Below are 22,936 nucleotides of genomic sequence, written 5' to 3' on the forward strand. Positions count from 1 at the left end.
AAACTGCTGAATAGTGGGAATTCCCGCTCTTGATAACGTCGCCCCTTCACAGGGGCGTGAATTGAAACATTATAAACCAGCATAAGGCAATGGAGGGAATGTCGTCGCCCCTTCACAGGGGCGTGAATTGAAACTTGAAGGATTCTGCCTATTTTACAGGACACCCTGGTCGCCCCTTCACAGGGGCGTGAATTGAAACGTCAAAACAATATTGACTGGACGATATATGATATGTCGCCCCTTCACAGGGGCGTGAATTGAAACCAAAGACAATCAAGCACATCAAAGTCCCGATTGGTCGCCCCTTCACAGGGGCGTGAATTGAAACCCACAAGAGCGTGCGCCCTATGATGTACCCTTTGTCGCCCCTTCACAGGGGCGTGAATTGAAACATGAGTTCGAACAACCGCAACTGACGCCGGCGATGGTCGCCCCTTCACAGGGGCGTGAATTGAAACGTTCGAGATGATTTCAAAGAAATATCTCAACATAGTCGCCCCTTCACAGGGGCGTGAATTGAAACTTTGAAACGGACAAACAGGGAGGATTCTGGCATGGTCGCCCCTTCACAGGGGCGTGAATTGAAACATCGTTTTATGGCAAATATGCAGAAAAAACTATTGTCGCCCCTTCACAGGGGCGTGAATTGAAACCAATTCTTTTGGGTCGAAGGTAAAACTATCCACTGTCGCCCCTTCACAGGGGCGTGAATTGAAACTGTTTTCTATCTTCCCAAGATACCAGTTACTAGTCGTCGCCCCTTCACAGGGGCGTGAATTGAAACCCAGAAATGGCAGGGCGACACCTGAATATGGGTGGTCGCCCCTTCACAGGGGCGTGAATTGAAACCGGTATTGGGAATCCCAAGCCCGGGAATTCCCGCGTCGCCCCTTCACAGGGGCGTGAATTGAAACATACCAGCAAAGAGAAGTACTTTGCTGGCATGAAAGTCGCCCCTTCACAGGGGCGTGAATTGAAACTGCAAGTCATGTGGGCAAGAGCACACCCGCCATCGTCGCCCCTTCACAGGGGCGTGAATTGAAACTCATTTTTTTGGCAGCTAGGATAACTAGCTGCCAGTCGCCCCTTCACAGGGGCGTGAATTGAAACATTTTTGGGAGATTTTAGCTATGTTTACGTCGAGTCGCCCCTTCACAGGGGCGTGAATTGAAACTTTTCCTAGCCGAAAATCCGCCAGACTGGCAGAAGTCGCCCCTTCACAGGGGCGTGAATTGAAACAGGAACAAGGGCTTGAAAATATGAAAAGAATCAGTCGCCCCTTCACAGGGGCGTGAATTGAAACTGTATCAGAGTTAACAACCAGTCTGGCAGGAATAGTCGCCCCTTCACAGGGGCGTGAATTGAAACCCGGGCGTTATCAGAATTGTCAATGGTGGGCAAGTCGCCCCTTCACAGGGGCGTGAATTGAAACTGCCTTGCCCCAAGTGGGCAAGGCAACATGTATAGTCGCCCCTTCACAGGGGCGTGAATTGAAACCAATCTGGGCCGATTTTTGGTCGGCCCATTTCTGGTCGCCCCTTCACAGGGGCGTGAATTGAAACCAATCTGGGCCGATTTTTGGTCGGCCCATTTCTGGTCGCCCCTTCACAGGGGCGTGAATTGAAACCCCAAGAGCACTCGAAAGTGCTCTGGCATCTGGTAAGTCGCCCCTTCACAGGGGCGTGAATTGAAACAATCCATGTTAAGGGAGGAAGACCCAAATTCCTCGTCGCCCCTTCACAGGGGCGTGAATTGAAACAGTTTTAAGAATAAAATTCCACTAGCGAAAAAAGTGTCGCCCCTTCACAGGGGCGTGAATTGAAACCGGTTGGCTAAAATTTTTTCTGCAGTTTTCATAACGTCGCCCCTTCACAGGGGCGTGAATTGAAACCCAAAAATGGGCGGACTGGAAAGACCGCCAGATTGTCGCCCCTTCACAGGGGCGTGAATTGAAACCTGTGGAAAGTGCGGCCTCTAGACCCCGGGCCGGGTCGCCCCTTCACAGGGGCGTGAATTGAAACCCGTCGAAAACGACGGGAATTCCCAGTTTTCTGACGTCGCCCCTTCACAGGGGCGTGAATTGAAACCTATAGTGGGAATTCCTTTAATCCTGCCAATACCGTCGCCCCTTCACAGGGGCGTGAATTGAAACTTTTCCTGACTGAAAATCCACCAGACTGGCAGAACGTCGCCCCTTCACAGGGGCGTGAATTGAAACTTCAAGGCACGCATCCCTACCTAGTGTATCTATCGTCGCCCCTTCACAGGGGCGTGAATTGAAACCCCACATTGCTTTCCAGTTATCCGAAAACTGGAAGTCGCCCCTTCACAGGGGCGTGAATTGAAACCTGTGGAAAGTGCGGCCTCTAGACCCCGGGCCGGGTCGCCCCTTCACAGGGGCGTGAATTGAAACCCGTCGAAAACGACGGGAATTCCCAGTTTTCTGACGTCGCCCCTTCACAGGGGCGTGAATTGAAACCTATAGTGGGAATTCCTTTAATCCTGCCAATACCGTCGCCCCTTCACAGGGGCGTGAATTGAAACCAGATATCCCTAGGCTCAGGCCTCATTAATTGCCAAAAATCAGAAAAGTTGGTTAGTTGTGCTCAAGGAGGACGCCATGAGCCAACTTTTCTACCTTTCTGCCGAACAACTCGAACGTATCAAGCCCTTCTTCCCACGTTCACATGGTATTCCGCGGGTCGATGACCGGAAAGTCATCAGCGGCATCATTTATGTCATCAAGCATGGCCTGCAGTGGAAAGATGCGCCGCGCGAGTATGGCCCGTACAAGACGCTCTACAATCGTTTTTTGCGCTGGAGCCAGATGGGCATCTTCAACAACATTTTTACCGAATTGGCAAAAACAGCGGGACAGGATGGCCAGGTGATGATCGATGCGACCCACCTCAAGGCGCATCGTACCGCCGCCAGTTTGCTCAAAAAAGGGCTCTTTCCCGCTGCATCGGCCGCACAAAGGGCGGGCTGAACTCCAAACTCCATGCCCTTTGCGACGGCCACGGCAGGCCCCTGGCCATGAAGCTCACGGCAGGCCAGGTAAGCGACTACAAAGGAGCCGCCCTGCTTATGGATGCCATAGATGCTTTGCCCGAGGTCAGGGCGCTGCTGGCGGACCGTGGTTATGACGCCGACTGGTTCCGTGATGCCCTGCGTGCCAGAGGCATTACGCCCTGCATCCCGCCCAGAAGGAGCCGGAAGCGACCCTGCTCGTACGATCAAAATCTGTATAAACAGCGGCACAAGATCGAGATCATGTTTGGCAGGATCAAGGACTGGCGGAGAATAGCCATGCGTTATGACCGCTGCGCACATACCTTCTTTTCAGCTCTATGCCTCGCGGCTTCCGTCATATTCTATCTCGATTAATGAGGCCTGAGCCTAAGGGACATCAGCTTTCACAAGATCACGGAAAAGATGATTTCGGACGCCGCAGAACAACTGAACAACCGGCCGCGCAAATGTTTACACTACCAGACTCCCGCTGAGGTTTTTAACCAGGCCCTCACCGGTGCATTTGCAATTTGAATTCACCCTGCCGCCCTGCCAAGGCGAATGCGGCCTGCAAAAGGAGCTGCGCAGGTCAGTTGCCGACTCCAGTTCTTTGAACTGGATCATTTCCGAGCTATTTTCAAGGGCCAGCGGCTGCCGACGAGCCGGTGGCAGCCCACACAAACACGGCAGGAGCGCCTCGCCCAAGGCGATGGCTGTCTTGTCCTGGGCCCTGGTCAGCAAGAGAAAGCGGCTCTTGTCCTCCTTGCAACTGAGCAGGGTCGCCTGGCCTCCCGCAGCGCAGACCAGATCCGCTCTCCAGTCCCCAAAGCGGGTTCTGCCCGCAACGGGCTGTGGCCGCCGGGGCTATATCTCGATAGGCCCGGGAAACCGGCCTCTGCCCCGGCCGGAACTGCTTTGCCGCTGGCGGGGCCGGTGGGCGCGGCGCAAATGACGATAGCTGGTATCGCCGGGCTGTGCGGCAGCGTAAATCCAGCGGGGGAAGCTCTCCCACTGCTGCGCATGCTTTGATCCTCTGGATAGTCCAGCAGGTCCAGCCGTAGAGGGGCAGGCAATCTGTGTGGGCGATCAGGCCGGAGCGGCTCATGCAGCGCTCATGGCGCGGCAATCAGCAGTCCGGGCACGGAGCCGGATTTGGCGCTGCCCTGGCGCAGCTTGCTGGAAATGGTGCTGTGGTGGCGGGTCAGGGCAGGCAGGAATTGTTCGGCAACGCAGCCCATGGCTACAAATACTTCGATGCCGATGCGTTCTTTCAGGGTCAGATGGATGCGGGACACGGCGGGTTCCTGCTGGCTGCTTGATGTTTGACGCTGCCAACTCGACCAGAATCCCGCTCTGTCCTTTTCACCTTTGCCCACCCAAAGCGAGCGGTGCATTGGCGATGAGAAGCTACACCTCTTCAGCGGCGGAATCTGACCCGGCAGAAGCGGCGTTTGCCAACCTGCAGCAGAACGGGATCAGCGGTTGCAACCGTGGCGTCCACATCGCTCACCTTGCTGCCGTCCACACTGACCGCCTGCTGCTCGATCATGCGGCGGCCCTCGGAACTCGATTTCACCAGCCCGGCTGCGTGCAGCAGCTTGGGCAGCCACATGTTGTCAGCCTCGGCCTGGACTTCGATCTCCTCAATTTGGTCCGGCAATTCGCCTCTGGCGAAGATCTGCTCGAAGCCCCGCTGGGCCGCATCTGCCGCCTCCGGGCTGTGGAAGCGGCACACCATTTCCCGTGCCAACTGCACCTTGGCCTCTTTCGGATGGATGTCACCGCTGGTCACGTTGCGCTTCAGCTCGGCAATGTCGTCAAGCGATTTGTCGCTCAGGAGTTCGTAGTAGCGGAACATGAGCGTGTCGCTGATCGACATGAGTTTGCCGAAAATCGTGTCCGGCGGCTCGGAAACGCCAATGTAGTTGCCCAGCGACTTGCTCATCTTGTTGACGCCGTCCAGACCCTCCAGCAGTGGGGTGGTGATGACCACCTGCGGTTCCTGGCCCCAGGCGCGCTGCAGATCGCGACCCATGAGCAGGTTGAAGAGCTGGTCGGTGCCGCCCATTTCCACGTCTGCCTTGAGGGCCACCGAATCAAAGCCCTGAATGAGCGGGTAGAGAAATTCGTGCACCGAAATGGGCTTGTTGTCGGCAAAGCGCTTCTTGAAGTCGTCGCGCTCCAGCATGCGCGCCACGGTGAGCTGGGAGGCCAGTTGGATGATTTCCGCAGGCGTGAGCTTGTTCAGCCAGCTCGAGTTGAAGCAGATCCGGGTTTTTTCCGGGTCCAGCATCTTGAAGACCTGCTCCCTGTAGGTTGCGGCATTCTGCAGAACCTCTTCCCGGGTGAGCGGCTTCCGGGTTTCGGATTTGCCGGTCGGGTCGCCGATGGTGGCTGTGAAATCACCGATCAGAAAGTTGATGGTATGCCCAAGCTGCTGAAACTGCCGCAGCTTTTGCAGGAGCACGGTGTGCCCCAGGTGCAGATCGGGCGCGGTCGGGTCAAAGCCGGCCTTGATCTGCAGGGGCGTGTTGGTTTGAATGGCGCGCTCCAGCTTTCTGGCCAGCTCTTCTCTGGAATGAAAATCAACGCTGCCCCGCTCAATCAGGGCAAGTTGTTCTGCAAGGGGCTGCATCGGTAGGGTGTTCTCCTTTTTATTTGGCGTATTCCACGGAACGTGTCTCGCGGATGACGGTGATGCGGATCTGGCCGGGGTAGGAGAGCTGCGCCTCCACGGCCCGGGCGATATCGCGGCTGAGCAGCACGGTGTCTTCGTCGTGCACTTTCTGGCTGTCCACGATGATGCGCAGATCGCGGCCGGCCTGGATGGCGTAGGATTTTTCCACGCCGGGGAAGCTGTTGGCGATGTTTTCCAGATCCTCAAGCCGCTTGACGTAGCTCTGCAGCATTTCCTTGCGGGCGCCGGGCCGGGCGCCGGAAAGTGCATCCGCACTCTGCACCAGCACGTCCAGTACGCTTTTCGGCAACTGGTCTCCGTGGTGTGCGCCGATGGCGTAGACAATTTCCTCCGCCTCACCGTATTTCCGGGCCAGATCGCGGCCGATGATGGCGTGGGAGCCTTCCACCTCGTGATCCACCGCCTTGCCGATGTCGTGCAGCAGACCGACCCGCTTGGCCTTTTTCTCGTCCACCCCCAGCTCGGCAGCCATGGCACCGCAGAGGAAGGCCACTTCCAAGGAGTGTTGGAGAATGTTCTGGCCATAGCTGGTGCGGTACTTGAGCCGGCCGATCAGGTTGACCAGCTCGGGGTGCATGCCGTGGGTGCCCACGTCAAAGGTGGCCTGTTCGCCGGCCTCGCGGATGCTGGCCTCGATCTCTTCCGTGACTTTTTTGACCACCTCTTCAATGCGGGCCGGGTGGATGCGGCCGTCGGCAATGAGCTGCTCCAGGGCCTGCCGGGCGATTTCCCGCCGTACCGGATTGAAGCCGGAGAGAATGACCGCCTCCGGGGTGTCGTCGATGATCAGGTCAATGCCGGTCGCCACCTCGATGGCCCTGATGTTTCGGCCCTCGCGGCCGATGATGCGCCCCTTCATCTCCTCGTTGGGCAGAGGCACCACGGACACCGTGCGGTCGGCCACGTAGTCGCCGGCGTAACGGGCGATGGCCAGGGCCAGAATGTTCTTGCTCTTGCGGTCGGCCTCCAGCTTCATGTCGTTTTCGAGGCGCACGAGCCGTTTGGCGCAGTCCATGCGGGCCTCGCTTTCCATGGAGTCCATGAGTTCCTTCTTGGCCTCTTCCCGCGTGATGCCGGCAATGCTTTCCAGTTTGTCGAACTGTGCCGCGACCAGCTCGCCCAGCTCCCGGTTTCTGGACTCGACCTGCGCTTCCTGCTCCGCCAGTTTCTGCTGCCTTTGCTCCAGGCTGCCCAGCCGTTCCTCCAGCAGCTCGCCCTCGCGCTGGATCTCGTCGGATTTGCGATTGATGCGGCGCTGTTCCTCCTTCAGTTCCTGCCAGTTGCTCTTGATCTCCCGGTCGGCATCCTGCTTGAGTTTCAGGGCATCTTCCTTGGCCTGCAGAATGGCGGATTTTTTGATCTGCTCGGCTTCGTGAATAGAGTTTTCAATGATCTGTTTGCCCTGCTGGGCAAGATTCTTCTGATTGCCCTCCACCAGTCTCTGCCGCAAAAAGACACCTGCCGCGATACCTGCCGTCAGGGCCAGCACGACCAGCAACAGGGTGATAACATTGAATTCCATAGTTTTCTCTTTTCGCACTATATAAAAAGACCACGCAGAGACCGCAGCGGTTCTGGTGGCAGGAGCTGGGAAAGGTTCGGGGCTACCGTTGTGACGGGCCGGCCGAAGGGCCTTGAAGGCAGCACGGAAGCGGGTGGCGATCTTTTGCCAGTATCCAAGGTTCAGACGCTTTTGTCCGTGTTACCTCCTGCAGCAGGCTACAGGGCAACCCCGCTGCGGCGTTCGCCCCCAACCCGGGGCAAAAGACAAAAATATCTGAAAAAGCCGGACACGACTTTGAACTGCACCTCTTCCCCCGGAACAGCACCTGGCGTTTCCCAGGATATGAAGAAAAAGCCCCGCGCTGCCGTGTCGGTAAGACGATTAAACCTAATGTCCATTAGGTGGGCTGAACCCAAGCTGGACGTTGTCAAGCCGGAGGGCTTCCGCGGATCCAGCGGCAAGGCAGCCCTTGCGTAAAGAGTTGGCTTAATACTTTACCGATCACCAACAGCGCAGGGTCTATTCAAACTCCCATATGGGTGTTCAGTATACCCTTTTTCTCGTATTAGTCCAGCCAAGAGGCAGGGCTGGATGAGGAATTGCGGCGGATTTTAACGCCGGAAACTCCAGGCCAGGGGATGGCCGTTCCGGTAGGGCATGCAGCCGTGGAAAGGGCGGGGATCGCCGTCAAAGACCAGCGGCAGGAAATATTTGTCGCCCTCCCACATGGGCAGTTCCAGAAGCCGCGCCACCGGATGCCACAGCAGCTCTCCCTCGGCGTTCTTGCTTGTGGGCGTGCCCTCGTATCCGGTGATGAGAAAGATGAAACCCAGCCAGTCCTCGCCATTGGGCCCAAAGCCGGTCCAGTTGATGGTGCCGCGCAGGTGCATGGCTGTGCAGACGAGGCTGCTTTCTTCCCGAATCTCCCGCTGCATGCAGGTGAAAACATCCTCGCCGGCTTCCATTTTGCCGCCCAACCCGTTATATTTTCCGAAGTGTTGGTCGTCTGCGCGCGCGATACGGTGCACCAGCAGGGTTTCTTCGCCGGATGCCGAAAGAATATAGCCCAGAGTTCCAATGATTGGCCTGTACATATCGTCTTCAAGGTGTGCGGCATGATGACCGCAAGAATCCTGGCGCGGGGGGGACTGTACCTCGCCCTGCGCTGCCTTCTGGGGCTGGCGCCTGTTGCACTGCTGTCAACGCCTGCCGCGGCCGAACAGTTTCCCCTGTACTCCGGCATTCGCCCCAATGTGGCCTTTTGGGAAAATATTTACAGCCGCTATACCACCAGACAGGCGGTTTTGCACGATTCCCACGATCTTTCCCTGGTCTACGGGGTGGTGGAATTGGTCGATCCGGACCTGCCCCTGGGCACTCGGTTCAACGAGCAGCGGATCAAAGCGGCCAAGATGCGCCTTGCTCTCCTCTTCGATCGCCTGGCGGCGGGCCAAGGGCCTCGTACCGAAACAGAGCGGCGCATCGCCCGGATGTTCGCCGGCAGGCCCCTTTCCAGCTACCGCCAGGCAAAAGAGCGGCTGCGCGTGCAAACAGGCCAGAAAGACCGCTTTTACGCCGGGCTTGTCCGCTCCGGCAGATATCTGCCCTATATCAGAAAGGTGCTGGCTGCGGAACATCTGCCCCTGGAGCTGGCCTATCTGCCCCACGTGGAATCCTCCTTCAATCCCAAGGCCGGCAGCAAGGCCGGGGCCTATGGCCTCTGGCAGTTTACCCAGGGGACGGGCAGGAGGTACATGATCATCAATGCGCTGGTGGACGAGCGTTTCGATCCCTACCAGTCCACCCATGCCGCCGCGAAACTCCTGAAAGCCAACTACGAGACCCTGGGCAACTGGCCGCTTGCCATAACCGCCTACAACTACGGCAGCGCCGGCATGCTGCGCGCCCTGAGCGCGCACGGCTCCTACGAGGCGATTTTTCAGGATTACGCCGAGGGGCGTTTCAAGTTTGCGGCCCGCAATTTTTATTCGGAATTTCTGGCCGCCGTGCGGGTTGCCAGGAGACTGGAGCCAAGCGTTGTCATGGAGAAAGCGCAGGCCGTGCAGAGCTATCGCCTGAAGAAGGAAGTGCCCCTGACCAGGCTGTGCCAACAACACCGGCTTGACCAGGCCAGCTTTCTGCACCTGAATCCGGCCCTGCAGAGCCCGGTGCTTTCCGGCAGGCGCAATGTGCCGGTTAACTATCTCGTACACGTACCGGGCCGGGCAGGGTCTGAAGCGGCCCGAAAAGGCACCGCCAAGCCGCAGCCGCGTTTCACCGGGCATAGCGCCCCGCCGGTCCGGCAGTATAGCGCGGCCCGGCCGGTCATCTACGACTACTATCGCCATACCGTGGCACAGGGTGATACGCTCTCCGGCATTGCCAGGCACTTCGGCACGAGCACGGAGTCTATCCTCCGGGCCAACCACAAGGGGCCGGGCAATCCGGTGCGGGTCGGCGAACGGATCATGGTGCCGGTCAAACGGCGTCCCTGAAGGAGTCTTGCCCCTGAATGTTCCCTGTTTTGCGGGAGGAAACTATGCATTCCCGGTTTTTTGGCTTTGCCCTGCTTGCAGCACTCCTGGCTGTTCCCGTTTTCCTCGTGTCTCCTGCCTTTGCGGATACTCTGTCTCCTGTGCGCAATGGAGCGGAGTTGCTTTTCTTCCCCTGGCAAAGGAGTGCGGAGCTGGTCAGGGAACTGGGCGGCAAACCGGAGCAGCCGCTGCCGGCAGGTGTGGATCTGCAGGCCCTGCGCCGGGCCGCGAAACAGGGCGATGCCACGGCCCGACACCGGCTGGGCGAATTGTACCGGGACGGCGCTGGCCTTGTCCGTAATGAACGCAAGGCGGTGGACTGGTTCCGCCAGGCTGCGGAGCAGGGCTATGCGCCTGCGCAGACCAGCCTTGGCTGGATGTACATGTACGGCCGGGGCGTAGCGCAGGATGACAAAGAGGCCATGAAGTGGTTTCGGTTGGCAGCGGCGCAGGGCTATGCCAATGCCCAGAACAATGTGGGCGCCCTCTACATGATGGGCCGGGGCGTGCCGCAGAATTATGAAGAGGCCCTGAAGTGGTTTCGTCTGGCAGCGGCACAGGGTGATGCGGCAGCGCAGCGTTCGGTGGGCTGGGCTTATCTCTTTGGCCAGGGGGTTGAGCAGAACGACAAGGAGGCCGCAATCTGGTTTCGCAAGGGGGCTGTTCAGGGCCATGCGGCATCCCAGAACAATCTGGCTTTGCTGTATCAGGCTGGCCGGGGAGTGCCACAGGATTACGCCCAGGCCATGGAATGGCTCCACCGGGCGGCGGCGCAGAACGATGCCTCTGCCCAATGCAATATCGGGCTGGCCTATTGGTTCGGTGAGGGGGTGGCCAAGGATCCTGCCGAGGCGGCGAAATGGTTCCGTAAAGCGGCGGCGCAGGGCGATGCCCAGTCTCAGTACAATCTGGGCTGGCTGTATAAGTTTGGCAAAGGTGTGCCGCGGGATGCCGTTCAGGCAGTGAACTGGCTTCGCTTGGCAGCGGAACAGGGTCATGTGCAAGCGCAGGTGTTGCTGGGCAGGATGTACCGCACAGGCGATGGAATCGGCAAGGACACTGAACAGGCAGTCAAGTGGCTTGGCCGGGCGGCGGCGCGGGGCAATGCCGAAGCCTGCTTCAATCTGGGGAGCATGTACCTCAGAGGCGAGGGCGTGCCCCAGGATGAAGAGCGGGCTATGACCCTGTACCGTGAGGCAACGGCCTTGGGCAGCGAGGAGGCAGAGCTGGCCCTGCGTAAACTGAATGGAGAGGGCAGCGAGTATCCGTGGCGGGGTGACAGCAAGCTGGTGGAACGGCTCCGGACTGGTGTGAAACAAGGGGATGCGGAGGCCATGTACGATCTGAGTGAACTGTACAGCAGGGGTTATGCCGTGGAACCTGATGCCCGCAAGGACCTGGAATTGCTGGAACAGGCCGCTGCATTGGGAAGCTCCCGCGCTCAGTACGCTCTGGGTTGCAGATATCTTGCCGGAGAGGGCGTTCCCAGGGATGAGGCAAAAGGGCTGAGCCTGCTGAACAAGGCGGCGGCGCAGGGTGATGCGTTCGCTCGCCAGAAGCTGAAGAGCCTGAGCGGAGAGGAAGAACAGAGCGATGCGGCGCCCGCTCCTGCCGTGGCCCCGCCTCCGGACAGGGATTATGTGGAGCGCTTCCTCAAGGCTGCGAAGGCGGGGGATGCGGCGGCGCAGTTGCAGATGGCCGCCATGTATCTGGAGGGGCACGGGGTGAAACAGAATGACAGGCAGACTCTGAAATGGCTCCGCAAGGCGGCGCGACAGGACTATGGTCCGGCCCAGGCCCTGCTGGGCTTCTTGTATGAGCAGGGCCGGGCGGTGCGTCCCGATGCCGAACAGGCCCGGCTCTGGTACGGCAAGGCGGCTGCATGGTACCGGCAATCCGCAGAGCGGGGCGATATGGAGGCCCAGTTCGAGCTGGCCGAAATGTACAAGGCGGGCCGGGGGGTGCCGAGGGATGCGGCCGCGGCGGCGACCTGGTACGACAAGGCCGCGGCGCAGGGCTACATGCCTGCCCAGTTTGAGCTGGGCTGTATGTACCTGAACGGCCTGGGTCTTGCCCGGGATGAGGCGAAGGCGCGGGAATGGCTGGGCCGGGCGGCGAAGCAGGGACATCAGGAGGCCAGAAGGCTGTCGCGCCAATTAAAGGTCCGTTAAATTGTGCAAGGGAGGGTGAAAACGATGCGCTGTTTTTCCTGGTTTTCTGCTGTTTTTTCGCCGAGACTGTCTGTTCTGACCCTGGCTGTCTGTCTTGTTCTGCCTGCACCCGCCTTCTGCGTTGAAATTCCGGAGGAGCTGTTCCAGGCGGTGGAACATTTGGGCTCGCCTTTGTCGGTCCTCATGCCGCCTTTGAACCGCCTGTTTGAAGATGAGGAAGTCAGGAATCTGCGCAGAGCGGCGGAGCAGGGTGATGCATCTGCACAGACCAGCCTTGGCTGGATGTACATGTACGGCCAGGGCGTAGCGCAGAATGACAAAGAGGCCCTGAAGTGGTTTCGGTTGGCAGCGGCGCAGGGCTATGCCAATGGCCAGTACAATGTGGGCCTTCTCTACATGATGGGCCGGGGCGTGCCGCAGAATTATGAAGAGGCCCTGAAGTGGTTTCGTCTGGCGGCAGCCCAGGGGCATGCGGCAGCGCAGCGGTCGGTGGGCTGGGCTTATCTCTTTGGCCAGGGGATCGAGCAGAACGACAAGGAGGCTGCAATCTGGTTTCGTAAGGGGGCTGTTCAGGGCTATGCGGCGTCCCAGAACAATCTGGCTTTGCTGTATCAGGATGGCCGGGGTGTGCCACAGGATTACGCCCAGGCCATGGAATGGCTCCACCGGGCGGCGGCGCAGAACTATGCGCCTGCCCAGTACAACATAGGGCACGCCTATTGGTTCGGTAAGGGGGTGGCCAAGAATCCTGCCGAAGCGGCGGAGTGGTTCCGGAAAGCGGCGGAGCAGGGCGATGCCCAGGCCCAGTACAATTTGGGCTGGCTCTCTGCGTATGGCGAAGGTGTGCCGCAGGACGACAAAGAGGCCGCGAACTGGTTTCGCTTGGCAGCGGAACAGGGGTATACGCAGGCGCAGGTGGCGCTGGGTCGGGCCTACGCACGAGGGCAGGGCGTGGCTCGGGATGCCGCTCAGGCGGCCGAATGGTATCGCAGGGCGGCGGAGCAGGGGGATGTGAAGGCCCAGATTGAGCTGGGCGACCTGTACGCCAGGGGGCAGGGGCTCGAGAAGAGTGTCGGGCAGGCTCGCAGATGGTACCAGAAGGCGGCGGAGCAAGGCAATGCGAAGGCTCAGATCCGGCTGGGCGACCTGTATGCTCATGGATCGTGGCTCAGGAGGAGCAGCGGGCAGGCTCGCAGGTGGTACCAAAAGGCGGCGGAGCAGGGGGATGCGGAGGGGCAGTACGTGCTGGCCCGGTTCTACCTCGAGGGCAGGGGCCAGCCCAAAGATATCGATCTGGGGCTTTCGTGGCTGCGCAAGGCAGCGGCGCAGGAGTACGACGAGGCCTGCTTTCTGCTGGGCCGGATGTATGAGGAGGGCCAGGATATGAGCCAAAACAGTCAGCAGGCGGCGGAGTGGCTGCGTAAGGCCGCCCGCAAGGGGCATGTGGAAGCCATGCGTCGTTTGGGCCTGCTGTGCCTTGAAGGCAGGGGCCTGCCCCAGGATGACCGGGAAGCCTCCAAATGGTTGTACAGTGCCGCTGAGGAGGGCGATCAGGAGGCGGCACGTCTGCTGGAGCGGATGCGGGCCGAGGGCCGGCAAATCTGGCGGCTGCAGGACGATCTGGAGACTATGGAGGAACGCCTGGAGATCGATACCCTGCACGAGATGGCAGCCCGGGGGCTGGCCGAAGCGCAGCGCGATCTGGGCATACGCTATCTCCAGGGCCGGGGCCTGCCCCGGGATGTCAGGAAGGGCCGGGACCTGCTTCGCCAGGCAGCGGATCAGGGTGATGCAGAAGCCAAAAAGCTCCTGCGCGGTCTAAAAACAGAAGTCCGCCAGGGGCAAAGCGTTCCGGCCGCGCTGCGCTAGGGTATGACCGGGTCTGGCCCGATACCGGGGCTGTGTGCCTCTATGCGCTGGTTGCCACCTTTGGGGTCAGGCCTTTCAGCCCCGCAGCAGGGCCCTCTGCCATCAACGATGGCTGCGCCTCTCGGCCTCCTGTCTATGCGCGGTAGATGGGGGGCGGATGGGACGTGGCCTTGCCTGTTGCCGCCTGCGCCCGGGCCAGAGTCCGCAGGCCATATTCTCCTGCCCCGTGCAGGGCCGCCCTGCGATCGAGAATGAAATGCACCGGCACATGCTCAAGCAAAGATGAGGTGTGGTTTCTGGTGAAGATGCGCATGAAGCGGTCCTGCTGCAGAAATGGCTGCAGTTGCAGGGCAAAGCCGCCGCCCAGATAGAGCCCGCCCAGCGCCATGGTTTTCAGCACCAGATTGGCGGCTTCGTCGGCCAGAATGTCGCAGAGCAGGCGCATGGTGTGCATGGCCACGCCGCAGACCCGCTTGCCCTCCGCGGCCCGGCGGGCGGCCCCGACGATGACCGGGGTCGGGTCTTCTGCCCTGGCCACCTCGCTGTCGAGCCACTCGGGCACGGTGTGCCGCCTGCCCATGAAGGCGAAGAGACTGGGCACCGCCCGACCGGAGCAGACATCCTCGAACGATACATGCGTCCGGCGCTGCAGCATGAACTGCAGCAACTGCATCTGTTCGTCGTTCTGGGGGGCAAAAGAGGCATGGCCGCCTTCCGATGCACAGGGCATGTATTTTTTGCCGCTGGGATGGGGAATGAGAAAGGCCTCGCCCAGACCGGTACCAGGGGCGATGACGGCCAGAACGCCCGGACTTTTGGGCACACCGCTGTTGATGGCGCCCAGGGCATGACTGGCCAGATAGGGTACGAACAGTGCGGTGGCCACCAGGTCGTTGATGAGGCACACCTGCGTGAAACCGTGGCGCTTTTCCAGCGTGCGGGCATCCAGTTGCCAGTGCAGGTTGGTCATAACCGCGGTATCGTCTGCCACCGGTCCGGCGATCCCGATGCAGGCATAGGGAGGCACCGGGCTGCCGGTGCCGAGAAACACGGCCAATACGTCGTCAAAGCAACTGAAGCTGCGGTTCTGGAAGCTTTCTTCCCGGATGGGCTCGCTGCCTGGCTGGTCCAGTGCCGAGCGGGGGTACAGACCCAGGGTGGTTTTGGTGGCCCCGATGTCTCCGGCCAGGAGCAATGCCTCAGAATGGCTCATGCCTGCCTCCCATGCAACATGCTTCAGTTTTCCCGCAGAAGACGGATGCCCCGGGCTTCGGTGCGGTTGTCGCCGCTGGCCGGATTTTCCGCGACATGGAATTCAAAAACCCGATAGGGATCCTGAAAGTAGTGCGTGGGCATGGTGGCCTGCGAATGGTGAAAAAACACGCTTTCCGGATGCAGGCCGTCGTTGTCGCGACGATAGTAGCGGAAAAAGCCGAAGCCGCGATCCACGTTGTAGTTGGCGACCACCCCGCGCAGCCAGTCGCCCTCCTCTGGCGCGGTTTCGGGGATGGGCAGCAGGCCGGGGATGAGAAAGCCCGAAACGAAAGAATCCGCCGCTTCCCGGAGTTCCTTGGCCACGTTGTTGAAGCCGACGACTTCGACCCGGCAGCCCTGGTTTTGCAAAGCCGGCACCAAGCGCACAAAGTCGCTGTCGCCGGTCAAAAGGATGACCCGATCGGTATTTTTGGACTGGAGCAGGGCGTCAATGGCCAGATCCATGTCGGAATTGGCCTTGCACGTGACGTTGCCATCCTCGTCGGTGTAGCGGCGCACATATTTTTTGATGATGCGAAAACCGCACTGCCTAAGGATGTTGTGGTAGGCGTAGGTTTTTTGCCGGTATTCCGTATCGGTTTTGATGCGTTCGTGATCTTCTGCGAGATAGCAGTTGGCCCGCAGCATGATGGAATCGCCGCTGTTGGCGAGATCCACCAGGACATCGTAGCGCATGCCAAAGCCGCCGCTCATTTTGATATTTTCCGCGTCAACATAAATTGCTGTTTTAATCATTGCTCTGTCCGTTTTTCTGAAATGTTCAGGATGATTTTTCTTTGTTGTTCAGGCAGTATTTCTCCTGTCCGTCTGGATCTGAAGCAGGTCAATGGGTTTTAGGTCAATCTGTTCGTCTCCAACTCCTTCATATTGATTTTTTACGCACAGTGATCAGTTTCACTACCTGGACTTATCTGCAATTCCTCAATCCAATGCATGAATTTTAGCTATACTTCTGGGTGACCACAGTATTACATGCTGTGATTCGTCAGGCCGTTCATCTGCACTGTACCCGAAATACGCATTTTTCTGCCAGGAAAAGGCCTAACACTCCCACAAACAGGCCTTCAGATCGACGTGGCTGGCATCTTTGAAGGGCACGCCCTCGGCTTCCAGAAGGCGCTTTTGTTCCGGCCATCCAGGCGCCAGACGACCGGCATGGTTGACCACCCGGTGGCACGGGTATCGCCCGAAATGTTCGGCCTGAGCCAGTACCAGCCCAACGAGGCGTGCATTTTTTTCCCGGCCAATGAGGCGGGCAATTTGCCCATAGGTTGCCGTTTGCCCCTCGGGAATTTCATCGACCACTGCCAGAATGGCATAGATCAGGTGCTGATCCAGTATCTGCCCCATGGGCTGTATGGTGCCTCAGAGATATTTACCGGCTTCTCTGCAGCTCATCTTGTGCATAGAAGTCTGGTGGATTTGCAGGAAATTTCTGACCCAGGCAGGATTGGTTCTGGAAAAATCTCGCAGAGCCCAGCCGATAGCCTTATTGATAAAGCATTCATTACTGCCAAAATTATTCACGATAATGTTGGCAAGTAAGTCTGTATTGGTTTGCCCTTTCCTCCCGAGCTGATGCTCTATGGCCGCTCGTCTGACCCAAATATCAGAATCCACTGACCACTGCAGCATCAACAGATTGGTTCTGGAATCATTTAGACCTATATACCCTATTATCTTGCATAGAGAATCAATGGTATCCCACCACTGCTTACCACGAACATACGCTTCAATTTTTGGAATATCCGTAAATGTTAATAAGCTCTTCAATGCCAGCAGATAATCCGATACAAATATTGCAGCTCTCGGTATTCATCCTGCCAACACTCGTCCAGAAGAGGCCAATCAATACATCCATTTTGCCGCTCCTGCCTCAGAAAATCCTGATAGCAGCGCTTTCGCCCGGCCGCGGGCAGGCCATGAAACCGAAAGCGATGGCGCATGTATTGCGCCATTTGCCTGGCTTTATCCTCATCTGCATGTTCAGCAATCAGTTTTTTGATACTGTGATACCTGTCCATGGATGAGAGTCTATCAAATTTTCTAATTTTGCATTGATTTTACAGTATTTGCAACGAGTGACTTTCGATACTTTCAATATATGTAGATAATAATCTCTCAATGTCAATAACTTTCTGCTTTATTTAATTTTACAAATCATCTCAGGTTTATATTTCTAATCATTAAATTCATTCTATCGCTCAGACATATATTTTTGTATTTCATTATAATTCAATTTTCTTACCTGTGTATTTTCATATTCTCGATATACTGCAACAGTAAAAACAGGTTGCATAGATTTGCAGGTTTTTTCTTGATTCTTCTTAAGGTATAACTGTAATTCTTCAATATCGGCAAAGATTTTATATGAGAGTCCTCCATTTTTACTGTGCAGCTCATAAATGCCGCATGGTTTTTTTCTGGTGAAATCAGCAGTGCGCAAGTATAATTTTGTGATTGCCAATGAGTTGAAAGGAAAATTCCATCGTTGTAATTTACGTTTGCTATCATGTTGAATGCAAATACAGCGTCCGCAAGTGCCACAAATATATTGTGTATGATTTTTCAGGCAATCCAATGGGTTTAATAGTGGTGTGATTCTGTGGTCGCCACTATAACATTCCTCACACTCTTTGAGAGTCAAAACAGTATCACCCATGCAGTTTGTACGCTGTTCAATGTCTGCACCACTCGTTTTCAATGGTTTTATCGCAGAACCTTCTTTGTTGCTGTTATATTCATTCAAAAGTTTTTTTGAATAAACTTTTTCATTTTTTGAGTCTCTAACTTTTTTCCAAAGGATAGCCGCAACTTTTAACTTATCAGGATAATAATTGCTAGCTTCATCTAAGCAAAAGTCCTTTAGGAATTGATTCCATTGACAAGCTGAATTATCATACTTAGCATAGTCTGACTCACCATAATATACTTTCAGCATATCTTGAATTGTAAAGTTTAAATCATTTTCAGCTTTTACTTTTCGCCAAGCTGTTGCCATATCAGCATTAAATTTAAATGGATAAATACCTGTTACAGCTGAAAAATACTCTCGAAATTTTTGGTTAAAGGAAAAACCACATTAAAGCAATGACGTATTTAAGGTTATCGCTTCGGTTTTATTTTTGTTTACTTTCCTTACAGACTTTTCTACTCTATTTCCCTTAAAATATTGTTCTATAATATGATTCAGCTCTTGTTTTGTACTTTTGTATTCTAATCCAAGAGATTTACAAATTCGCGAGAGTTCTTCTCGATACCAATAGTATCTGTTAAATTCTTCAAATGATTTTATCTCTCTAAAATCGGGTCTGCTCTCTTTCATATACTCACCTCCACAACTTTTAATTTACCACTCACTACTTCCACAAAAACCTCCCACCAAAATGATGGAAGGCTTTCTAAACAATTCACTTAAATTCAACAACTCCCTTTGGAGCCTACTTTTTAGACTTTTTAGTATCAAAATAGTATCACTGCAGAGTTTTTCACATCATTTCATTACTAAATAGCACTATTTTCAACGATTTCGAAACAGAAACCTATTTATTACTGCTACTCCCACTCTATTGTTGCCGGCGGTTTCGAGGAAATGTCGTACACCACCCGGTTGACGCCGCGCACCTCGTTGATAATGCGGTTGGAGATGCGTGCCAGTACTTCGTAGGGCAGCCGGGACCAGTCGGCGGTCATGGCATCCTTGCTGTCTACCGCGCGGAGCGCGATCACATGCTCATAGGTGCGGCTGTCGCCCATGACCCCCACTGTCCGGATGGGCAGCAGAACGGCAAAGGACTGCCACACCTTGTCATACCAGCCTGTATTCTTTATCTCTTCGAGCACGATGGCATCTGCCAGGCGGAGCACGGCCAGACGCTCTGCCGTAATTTCTCCCATGATGCGGATGCCCAGGCCCGGCCCGGGGAAGGGCTGGCGGAGTATGGCCTCTTTTGGCAGGCCCAGTTCAAGGCCCAGCAGCCGTACTTCGTCCTTGAAAAGGTCGCGGAGCGGCTCTACCAGCTCAAGCCGCATCCGTTCGGGCAGGCCGCCCACGTTGTGGTGCGACTTGATGGGCGCCTTGCCGCGAAAGGTCACCGACTCGATCACGTCCGGATAGAGTGTGCCCTGGGCCAGAAAATGCACTTCGCCCAGTTTGTTGGCTTCCCGCTCGAAAATCTCGATAAAGCCATGGCCAATCTGCCTGCGTTTTTCCTCCGGACTGGTCACGCCCCTGAGGCGGCTCAGGAAAAAATCGCTGGCATCGATGTCCACGAGCGTCAATTCACTCTGGCTGCTGAAGAAACGGATGACCGCGTCGGACTCGCCGCTACGCATCAGGCCGGTGTCCACGTGGATGCAGGTGAGCTGCTTGCCGACGGCCCGGTGCACCAGAGCCGCGGTCACCGAGGAATCCACCCCGCCGGACAGGGCGCAGATGACCTTGCCCTGACCCACCCGGGCACGGATGGCCGCCACGGTCGTCTCGATGAAGGACTGTACCGTCCAGGATGGCTCGCAGCCGCAGATATTGAAAATGAAATTTTTGAGAATGTCCGTGCCGATGGCGGTGTGCGCCACCTCCGGATGGAACTGCAGGGCAAAGAAGGGCTTTTCGGCATGCCCCAGGGCCGCTGCAGGCGAGTGAACGCTTGTGGCGCTGATCACAAAGCCGGGCGCCGGCGCTGTGATGCGGTCGCCATGGCTCATCCACACCTGGTGCCGGGATGGCTTCGGGGCCAGCCCGGCGAACAGGCGGTCCGGCCTTTGGATGGCCAGTTCGGCCTTGCCAAATTCCCTTTTTTCCGCGCTTTCAATCTGGCCGCCAAGCTGGTGCATCATGAGCTGCGCGCCGTAGCAGATCCCCAGAATCGGCACACCCAGGGCAAAGATTCCGGGATCGCTGCTTGGGGCATCCCCATCGTAAACACTGGCCGGGCCGCCGGAAAGGACAATGCCTTTGGGCTGCATGGCCCTGAGGCGCTCCAGGGGCAGGGTATAGGGGTGAATTTCGCTGTACACCCGCTGCTCGCGGATACGCCGGGCGATGAGCTGGGTGGTCTGGGATCCGAAGTCAAGAATGACGATTTTCTGGGGAGTTGCGCTCATGCCTGTATCCTTTCAGAGCCCTTCGGTGCGGTAGTTCGGAGCTTCCCTGGTAATGATGACATCGTGCACGTGGGATTCGCGCAGACCGGCCGGGGAGATGCGCACGAAGCGGGCTTTTTCCTGCAGCTCCCGAATGGTAGCCGCGCCCGTGTAGCCCATGCCGGAAGAGAGCCCGCCCAGCAGTTGGTAAATCACCTCGGCTATGGGGCCGCGATAGGGCACCTTGCCTTCAATGCCTTCGGGCACGAGCTTGCTGCTCTTGTTCTGGAAGTAGCGATCGCTGGAACCTTCCTTCATCGCGCCGATCGAGCCCATGCCGCGGTAGCCCTTGTATTTGCGGCCCTGATAGAGAAAGGTTTCGCCCGGCGTTTCGTCGGTGCCGGCAAAGAGCGAACCCACCATAACCGCAGCGGCCCCGGCGCCGATGGCCTTGCAGATGTCGCCGGAGAATTTGATGCCGCCGTCGGCAACGATTGGGATGCCGTGTTTGGCAGCGGCCTGCACGCAGTCGTGCACGGCAGTGAGTTGCGGCACGCCCACGCCGGCCACAATGCGGGTGGTGCAGATGGAACCCGGCCCCACGCCAACCTTCACCGCATCGGCCCCGGCATCGATCAGGGCTTCGGTGCCAGCCCCCGTGGCCACGTTGCCCGCGATGAGCTGGAGTTTCGGGAAGGCGTTTTTCACCTCGCGCACGGCCTTCAGGATGCCCTTGGCATGGCCGTGGGCGGAATCCAGCACGACTACATCCACCTTGGCCCGTATCAATGCCTGGGTCCGTTCCATCATGTCCGGACCCACGCCGATGGCCGCGCCCACCAGCAGCCGGCCCATGCTGTCCTTTGCGGAATTGGGATATTGCCGTACCTTTTCGATATCCTTGATGGTGATGAGGCCCTTGAGGCGGCCGTCCTCATCGACGACCAAGAGTTTTTCGATACGGTGTTCGTGCAGAAGCGCCTTGGAATGCGCCTGATCTATGCCTACCGGTGCGGTCACCAGATTCTTGCTGGTCATCACGTCGTCGACCCGGAGTTCCGGGTCTGAAACGAAGCGCAGATCGCGGTTGGTGACAATGCCCACCAGTTTGTCGCCGTCCAGGACTGGCAGGCCGGACACCCGGTAGTTGGCCATGATTTCCTGGACTTCGGCCACGCTCTGGTTGCGGTTGACCGTAATCGGGTCGATAATCATCCCAGATTCCGATTTTTTGACCCGCTCGACCTCTCTGGCCTGTTCTTCAATGCCCATGTTCTTGTGGATGATGCCGATGCCGCCTGCCCGGGCCATGGCAATGGCGGTCTGGTGTTCGGTGACGGTGTCCATGGCCGCGCTGAGAAGCGGTGCGCGCAGCATGATGCTTTTCGTCAGATGCGTGGTGAGATCCACTTCCGAGGGCAGAATGGACGAGGCCCCGGGCACCAGGAGGACATCATCAAAGGTGAGTGCCATGGGGATTTCGGTAGGAGTCATAAAGGTATTTTCCTCTCAAAGTGCGGTAGGGCGGGCAAACAGCCTGATGCCGACTGCGGGCGGCGTACCGGCAAGGACGGAAGGTCTCAAATGAGGTCGCCTACAATAGCACGTTTGCCTGGAAAAGAAAACACCCGGAGCTTCCCCTTTCGCAGGCTTCGCGGTACAATTGTCCTACGCCCCGGCAGCAGCGGGGCAGGGAGCGAGGCATGGCGAAAATATTGGCAATAAACCCGGACAATCCCCAGCCGAGGCTGATCGCGCAGGCGGCGGAACTGCTGCGCCTAGGCGCTGTGATCTGCTATCCGACCGATACCATGTACGGTATTGGCTGCGACATCTTCAACCAGAAGGCGGTCAAGCGCGTTTATCAGATCAAAGGCCGTCCCCGGGACAAACCCTTCAGTTTCATGTGTGCGTCATTGACCAATATCAGCCAATATGGCCACGTGAGCAATACGGCCTACCGCCTCATGAAAAAATGCCTGCCCGGTCCCTACACCTTTGTCCTGCCCGGCAGCAAGCTGGTGCCCAGGATCATGCTCACCCGCCAGAAAACCGTGGGCATCCGTGTACCCGACTCGCCCATTTGTCAGGCGCTGCTGCAGGCTCTGGGCAACCCGGTGCTCAATACGAGTGCGCAGGTGAAGGATGAGGATGCGTGGCTGCGCTCCGCCTTTGACGTGGACGAGCATTTTGGCAGGCTGGTGGATCTGATTGTCGATGGGGGGGAACTGGCCCCCGAGCCTTCCACGGTGGTCTCTCTTCTGGATGACAGTCCGGAGATACTCCGCCAGGGCAAGGGCGACACCGCCCTGTTCTGATCTGTGTGTCCTCAAAAGTAAAAAAGCCGGCACCCATCGTATGGGGCCGGTTTTTTTACCTAGACATGCCGCAGAATCAGTCTTTGTCCTGCTGAATCAGCACTTCCTTGAGCGATTTGCCCATGGTGAAATGGAGCGTCTTTCTTGCCGGTATGTGCATCATATTGCCGGTTTTAGGGTTCTTGGTCGTCCGTGGTCTGCGGGTTCTGACCGAAAAACTGCCAAAATTCCGGATTTCCACCCGACGGCCCGCAATGAGGGCACTGGCCATTTCCTCAAGGATAAGGTCCACGGCCAGTGCTATGTCCTGTTTGTAGTAATCACCAAGCTGCTGGGAAACGGAGTCAACCAGTTCTCGCTTTAACATACTGTTTTCCTTTACAAGGAACGTAGCTGAACGAAATCTGCCTGCCCCCTGGCAGCGCAGCGACGCGTACATGGGGCAGGATGTCCTTGGAACGGTCGACGCT

General features: G+C 57.2%; 16 protein-coding genes, 1 other RNA gene, 3 pseudogenes and 1 CRISPR repeat array (1 of these 21 only partly in view). Of the genes and pseudogenes, 6 read left to right on the top strand and 14 right to left on the bottom strand.

Annotated elements, in window-relative coordinates:
- Positions 1-2,544: direct repeats of the CRISPR family, unit length 31 nt; unit sequence GTCGCCCCTTCACAGGGGCGTGAATTGAAAC (it extends 3,182 nt beyond the left edge of the window).
- A gap of 76 nt (positions 2,545-2,620) precedes the next feature.
- Together CAY53_RS07485 and CAY53_RS14115 are read left to right on the top strand one after the other, a co-directional pair.
- Positions 2,621-3,387 (top strand): IS5 family transposase gene (locus tag CAY53_RS07485; protein WP_245874769.1). Its coding sequence is split into 2 segments (ribosomal slippage): positions 2,621-2,954 and positions 2,954-3,387, totalling 768 coding nucleotides; the frame shifts between segments, so codons are not numbered across the junction.
- A gap of 15 nt (positions 3,388-3,402) precedes the next feature.
- Positions 3,403-3,546: pseudogene (locus CAY53_RS14115) on the top strand (IS30 family transposase); the annotation flags it as partial.
- A 578-nt stretch (positions 3,547-4,124) separates the two neighbouring features.
- Here the strand turns inward: CAY53_RS14115 and CAY53_RS07495 are convergent.
- From CAY53_RS07495 to CAY53_RS07515, 5 genes are all read right to left on the bottom strand, one after another.
- Positions 4,125-4,307 (bottom strand): hypothetical protein, encoded by a 183-nt coding sequence (locus CAY53_RS07495; RefSeq protein WP_104936589.1) that lies wholly within the window; start codon positions 4,305-4,307, stop codon positions 4,125-4,127.
- 122 nt (positions 4,308-4,429) lie between these two features.
- Positions 4,430-5,647, bottom strand: coding sequence for a tyrosine--tRNA ligase (gene tyrS, locus CAY53_RS07500; RefSeq protein WP_104936590.1), 1,218 nt, complete (start codon positions 5,645-5,647; stop codon positions 4,430-4,432).
- A 19-nt stretch (positions 5,648-5,666) separates the two neighbouring features.
- On the bottom strand, positions 5,667-7,232 hold the full coding sequence (gene rny, locus CAY53_RS07505) for a ribonuclease Y (protein ID WP_104936591.1): 1,566 nt from the start codon (positions 7,230-7,232) through the stop codon (positions 5,667-5,669).
- A 331-nt stretch (positions 7,233-7,563) separates the two neighbouring features.
- Positions 7,564-7,736: non-coding RNA, 6S RNA (ssrS, locus tag CAY53_RS07510), on the bottom strand.
- Between the two features lie 89 nt (positions 7,737-7,825).
- Positions 7,826-8,308: an NUDIX hydrolase gene (locus tag CAY53_RS07515; RefSeq protein ID WP_104936592.1), complete on the bottom strand. Its 483-nt coding sequence runs from the start codon at positions 8,306-8,308 to the stop codon at positions 7,826-7,828.
- A 21-nt stretch (positions 8,309-8,329) separates the two neighbouring features.
- Between CAY53_RS07515 and CAY53_RS07520 the strand changes: the two genes are divergently transcribed.
- Genes CAY53_RS07520 through CAY53_RS07530 form a run of 3 tightly spaced genes read left to right on the top strand, consistent with a single transcriptional unit; the run spans position 8,330 to position 13,788 of the window.
- Positions 8,330-9,709 carry a lytic transglycosylase domain-containing protein gene (locus tag CAY53_RS07520; protein WP_104936593.1) on the top strand — a complete coding sequence of 460 codons (1,380 nt, stop codon included), beginning with the start codon at positions 8,330-8,332 and terminating at the stop codon, positions 9,707-9,709.
- A 44-nt stretch (positions 9,710-9,753) separates the two neighbouring features.
- On the top strand, positions 9,754-11,919 hold the full coding sequence (locus tag CAY53_RS07525; RefSeq protein WP_181040219.1) for a tetratricopeptide repeat protein: 2,166 nt from the start codon (positions 9,754-9,756) through the stop codon (positions 11,917-11,919).
- A gap of 24 nt (positions 11,920-11,943) precedes the next feature.
- On the top strand, positions 11,944-13,788 hold the full coding sequence (locus tag CAY53_RS07530; protein ID WP_104936595.1) for an SEL1-like repeat protein: 1,845 nt from the start codon (positions 11,944-11,946) through the stop codon (positions 13,786-13,788).
- Between the two features lie 133 nt (positions 13,789-13,921).
- Here the strand turns inward: CAY53_RS07530 and CAY53_RS07535 are convergent, their stop codons facing one another.
- From CAY53_RS07535 to guaB, 8 genes and pseudogenes are all read right to left on the bottom strand, one after another.
- Positions 13,922-15,001: a glucokinase gene (locus tag CAY53_RS07535; RefSeq protein ID WP_104936596.1), complete on the bottom strand. Its 1,080-nt coding sequence runs from the start codon at positions 14,999-15,001 to the stop codon at positions 13,922-13,924.
- A gap of 23 nt (positions 15,002-15,024) precedes the next feature.
- On the bottom strand, positions 15,025-15,798 hold the full coding sequence (locus tag CAY53_RS07540) for a LabA-like NYN domain-containing protein (protein WP_104936597.1): 774 nt from the start codon (positions 15,796-15,798) through the stop codon (positions 15,025-15,027).
- Between the two features lie 306 nt (positions 15,799-16,104).
- A complete protein-coding gene (locus tag CAY53_RS13925; RefSeq protein WP_104936598.1) occupies positions 16,105-16,413 on the bottom strand; it encodes an MGMT family protein in 309 nt (102 codons plus the stop codon).
- A gap of 15 nt (positions 16,414-16,428) precedes the next feature.
- A pseudogene (locus tag CAY53_RS13930) lies at positions 16,429-17,087 on the bottom strand (DNA alkylation repair protein).
- A 173-nt stretch (positions 17,088-17,260) separates the two neighbouring features.
- Entirely contained in the window at positions 17,261-17,725 is a 465-nt protein-coding gene (locus CAY53_RS13935) for a hypothetical protein (RefSeq protein ID WP_104937487.1), read from the bottom strand.
- Positions 17,726-17,785: 60 nt separating this feature from the next.
- Positions 17,786-18,388: pseudogene (locus CAY53_RS13940) on the bottom strand (SAP domain-containing protein); the annotation flags it as partial.
- Positions 18,389-18,618: 230 nt separating this feature from the next.
- Entirely contained in the window at positions 18,619-20,169 is a 1,551-nt protein-coding gene (gene guaA, locus CAY53_RS07565) for a glutamine-hydrolyzing GMP synthase (RefSeq protein WP_104936599.1), read from the bottom strand.
- A gap of 12 nt (positions 20,170-20,181) precedes the next feature.
- Positions 20,182-21,642, bottom strand: a complete 1,461-nt coding sequence (gene guaB, locus CAY53_RS07570) for an IMP dehydrogenase (protein WP_104936600.1) — start codon at positions 21,640-21,642, stop codon at positions 20,182-20,184.
- 209 nt (positions 21,643-21,851) lie between these two features.
- On the opposite strand from guaB, the gene CAY53_RS07575 reads away from it, so the two are divergent.
- Positions 21,852-22,466, top strand: coding sequence for an L-threonylcarbamoyladenylate synthase (locus tag CAY53_RS07575; protein WP_104936601.1), 615 nt, complete (start codon positions 21,852-21,854; stop codon positions 22,464-22,466).
- A gap of 76 nt (positions 22,467-22,542) precedes the next feature.
- Here the strand turns inward: CAY53_RS07575 and CAY53_RS07580 are convergent, their stop codons facing one another.
- Positions 22,543-22,905 carry an HU family DNA-binding protein gene (locus CAY53_RS07580; protein ID WP_281261017.1) on the bottom strand — a complete coding sequence of 121 codons (363 nt, stop codon included), beginning with the start codon at positions 22,903-22,905 and terminating at the stop codon, positions 22,543-22,545.
- Positions 22,906-22,936 lie beyond the last annotated feature (31 nt).

The sequence above is a fragment of the Desulfobulbus oralis genome (assembly GCF_002952055.1).
GTDB classification, from domain to species: Bacteria; Desulfobacterota; Desulfobulbia; order Desulfobulbales; family Desulfobulbaceae; genus Desulfobulbus; species Desulfobulbus oralis.

What these genes read in the sequence shown, in the direction of transcription:
- tyrS (WP_104936590.1), bottom strand. Translation starts at nt 5,647, where the DNA reads ATGCAGCCCCTTGCAGAACAACTTGCCCTGATTGAGCGGGGCAGCGTT.
- rny (WP_104936591.1), bottom strand. Translation starts at nt 7,232, where the DNA reads ATGGAATTCAATGTTATCACCCTGTTGCTGGTCGTGCTGGCCCTGACG.
- CAY53_RS07515 (WP_104936592.1), bottom strand. Translation starts at nt 8,308, where the DNA reads ATGTACAGGCCAATCATTGGAACTCTGGGCTATATTCTTTCGGCATCC.
- CAY53_RS07520 (WP_104936593.1), top strand. Translation starts at nt 8,330, where the DNA reads ATGATGACCGCAAGAATCCTGGCGCGGGGGGGACTGTACCTCGCCCTG.
- CAY53_RS07525 (WP_181040219.1), top strand. Translation starts at nt 9,754, where the DNA reads ATGCATTCCCGGTTTTTTGGCTTTGCCCTGCTTGCAGCACTCCTGGCT.
- CAY53_RS07530 (WP_104936595.1), top strand. Translation starts at nt 11,944, where the DNA reads ATGCGCTGTTTTTCCTGGTTTTCTGCTGTTTTTTCGCCGAGACTGTCT.
- CAY53_RS07535 (WP_104936596.1), bottom strand. Translation starts at nt 15,001, where the DNA reads ATGAGCCATTCTGAGGCATTGCTCCTGGCCGGAGACATCGGGGCCACC.
- CAY53_RS07540 (WP_104936597.1), bottom strand. Translation starts at nt 15,798, where the DNA reads ATGATTAAAACAGCAATTTATGTTGACGCGGAAAATATCAAAATGAGC.
- CAY53_RS13925 (WP_104936598.1), bottom strand. Translation starts at nt 16,413, where the DNA reads ATGGGGCAGATACTGGATCAGCACCTGATCTATGCCATTCTGGCAGTG.
- CAY53_RS13935 (WP_104937487.1), bottom strand. Translation starts at nt 17,725, where the DNA reads ATGGGTGATACTGTTTTGACTCTCAAAGAGTGTGAGGAATGTTATAGT.
- guaA (WP_104936599.1), bottom strand. Translation starts at nt 20,169, where the DNA reads ATGAGCGCAACTCCCCAGAAAATCGTCATTCTTGACTTCGGATCCCAG.
- guaB (WP_104936600.1), bottom strand. Translation starts at nt 21,642, where the DNA reads ATGACTCCTACCGAAATCCCCATGGCACTCACCTTTGATGATGTCCTC.
- CAY53_RS07575 (WP_104936601.1), top strand. Translation starts at nt 21,852, where the DNA reads ATGGCGAAAATATTGGCAATAAACCCGGACAATCCCCAGCCGAGGCTG.
- CAY53_RS07580 (WP_281261017.1), bottom strand. Translation starts at nt 22,905, where the DNA reads ATGTACGCGTCGCTGCGCTGCCAGGGGGCAGGCAGATTTCGTTCAGCT.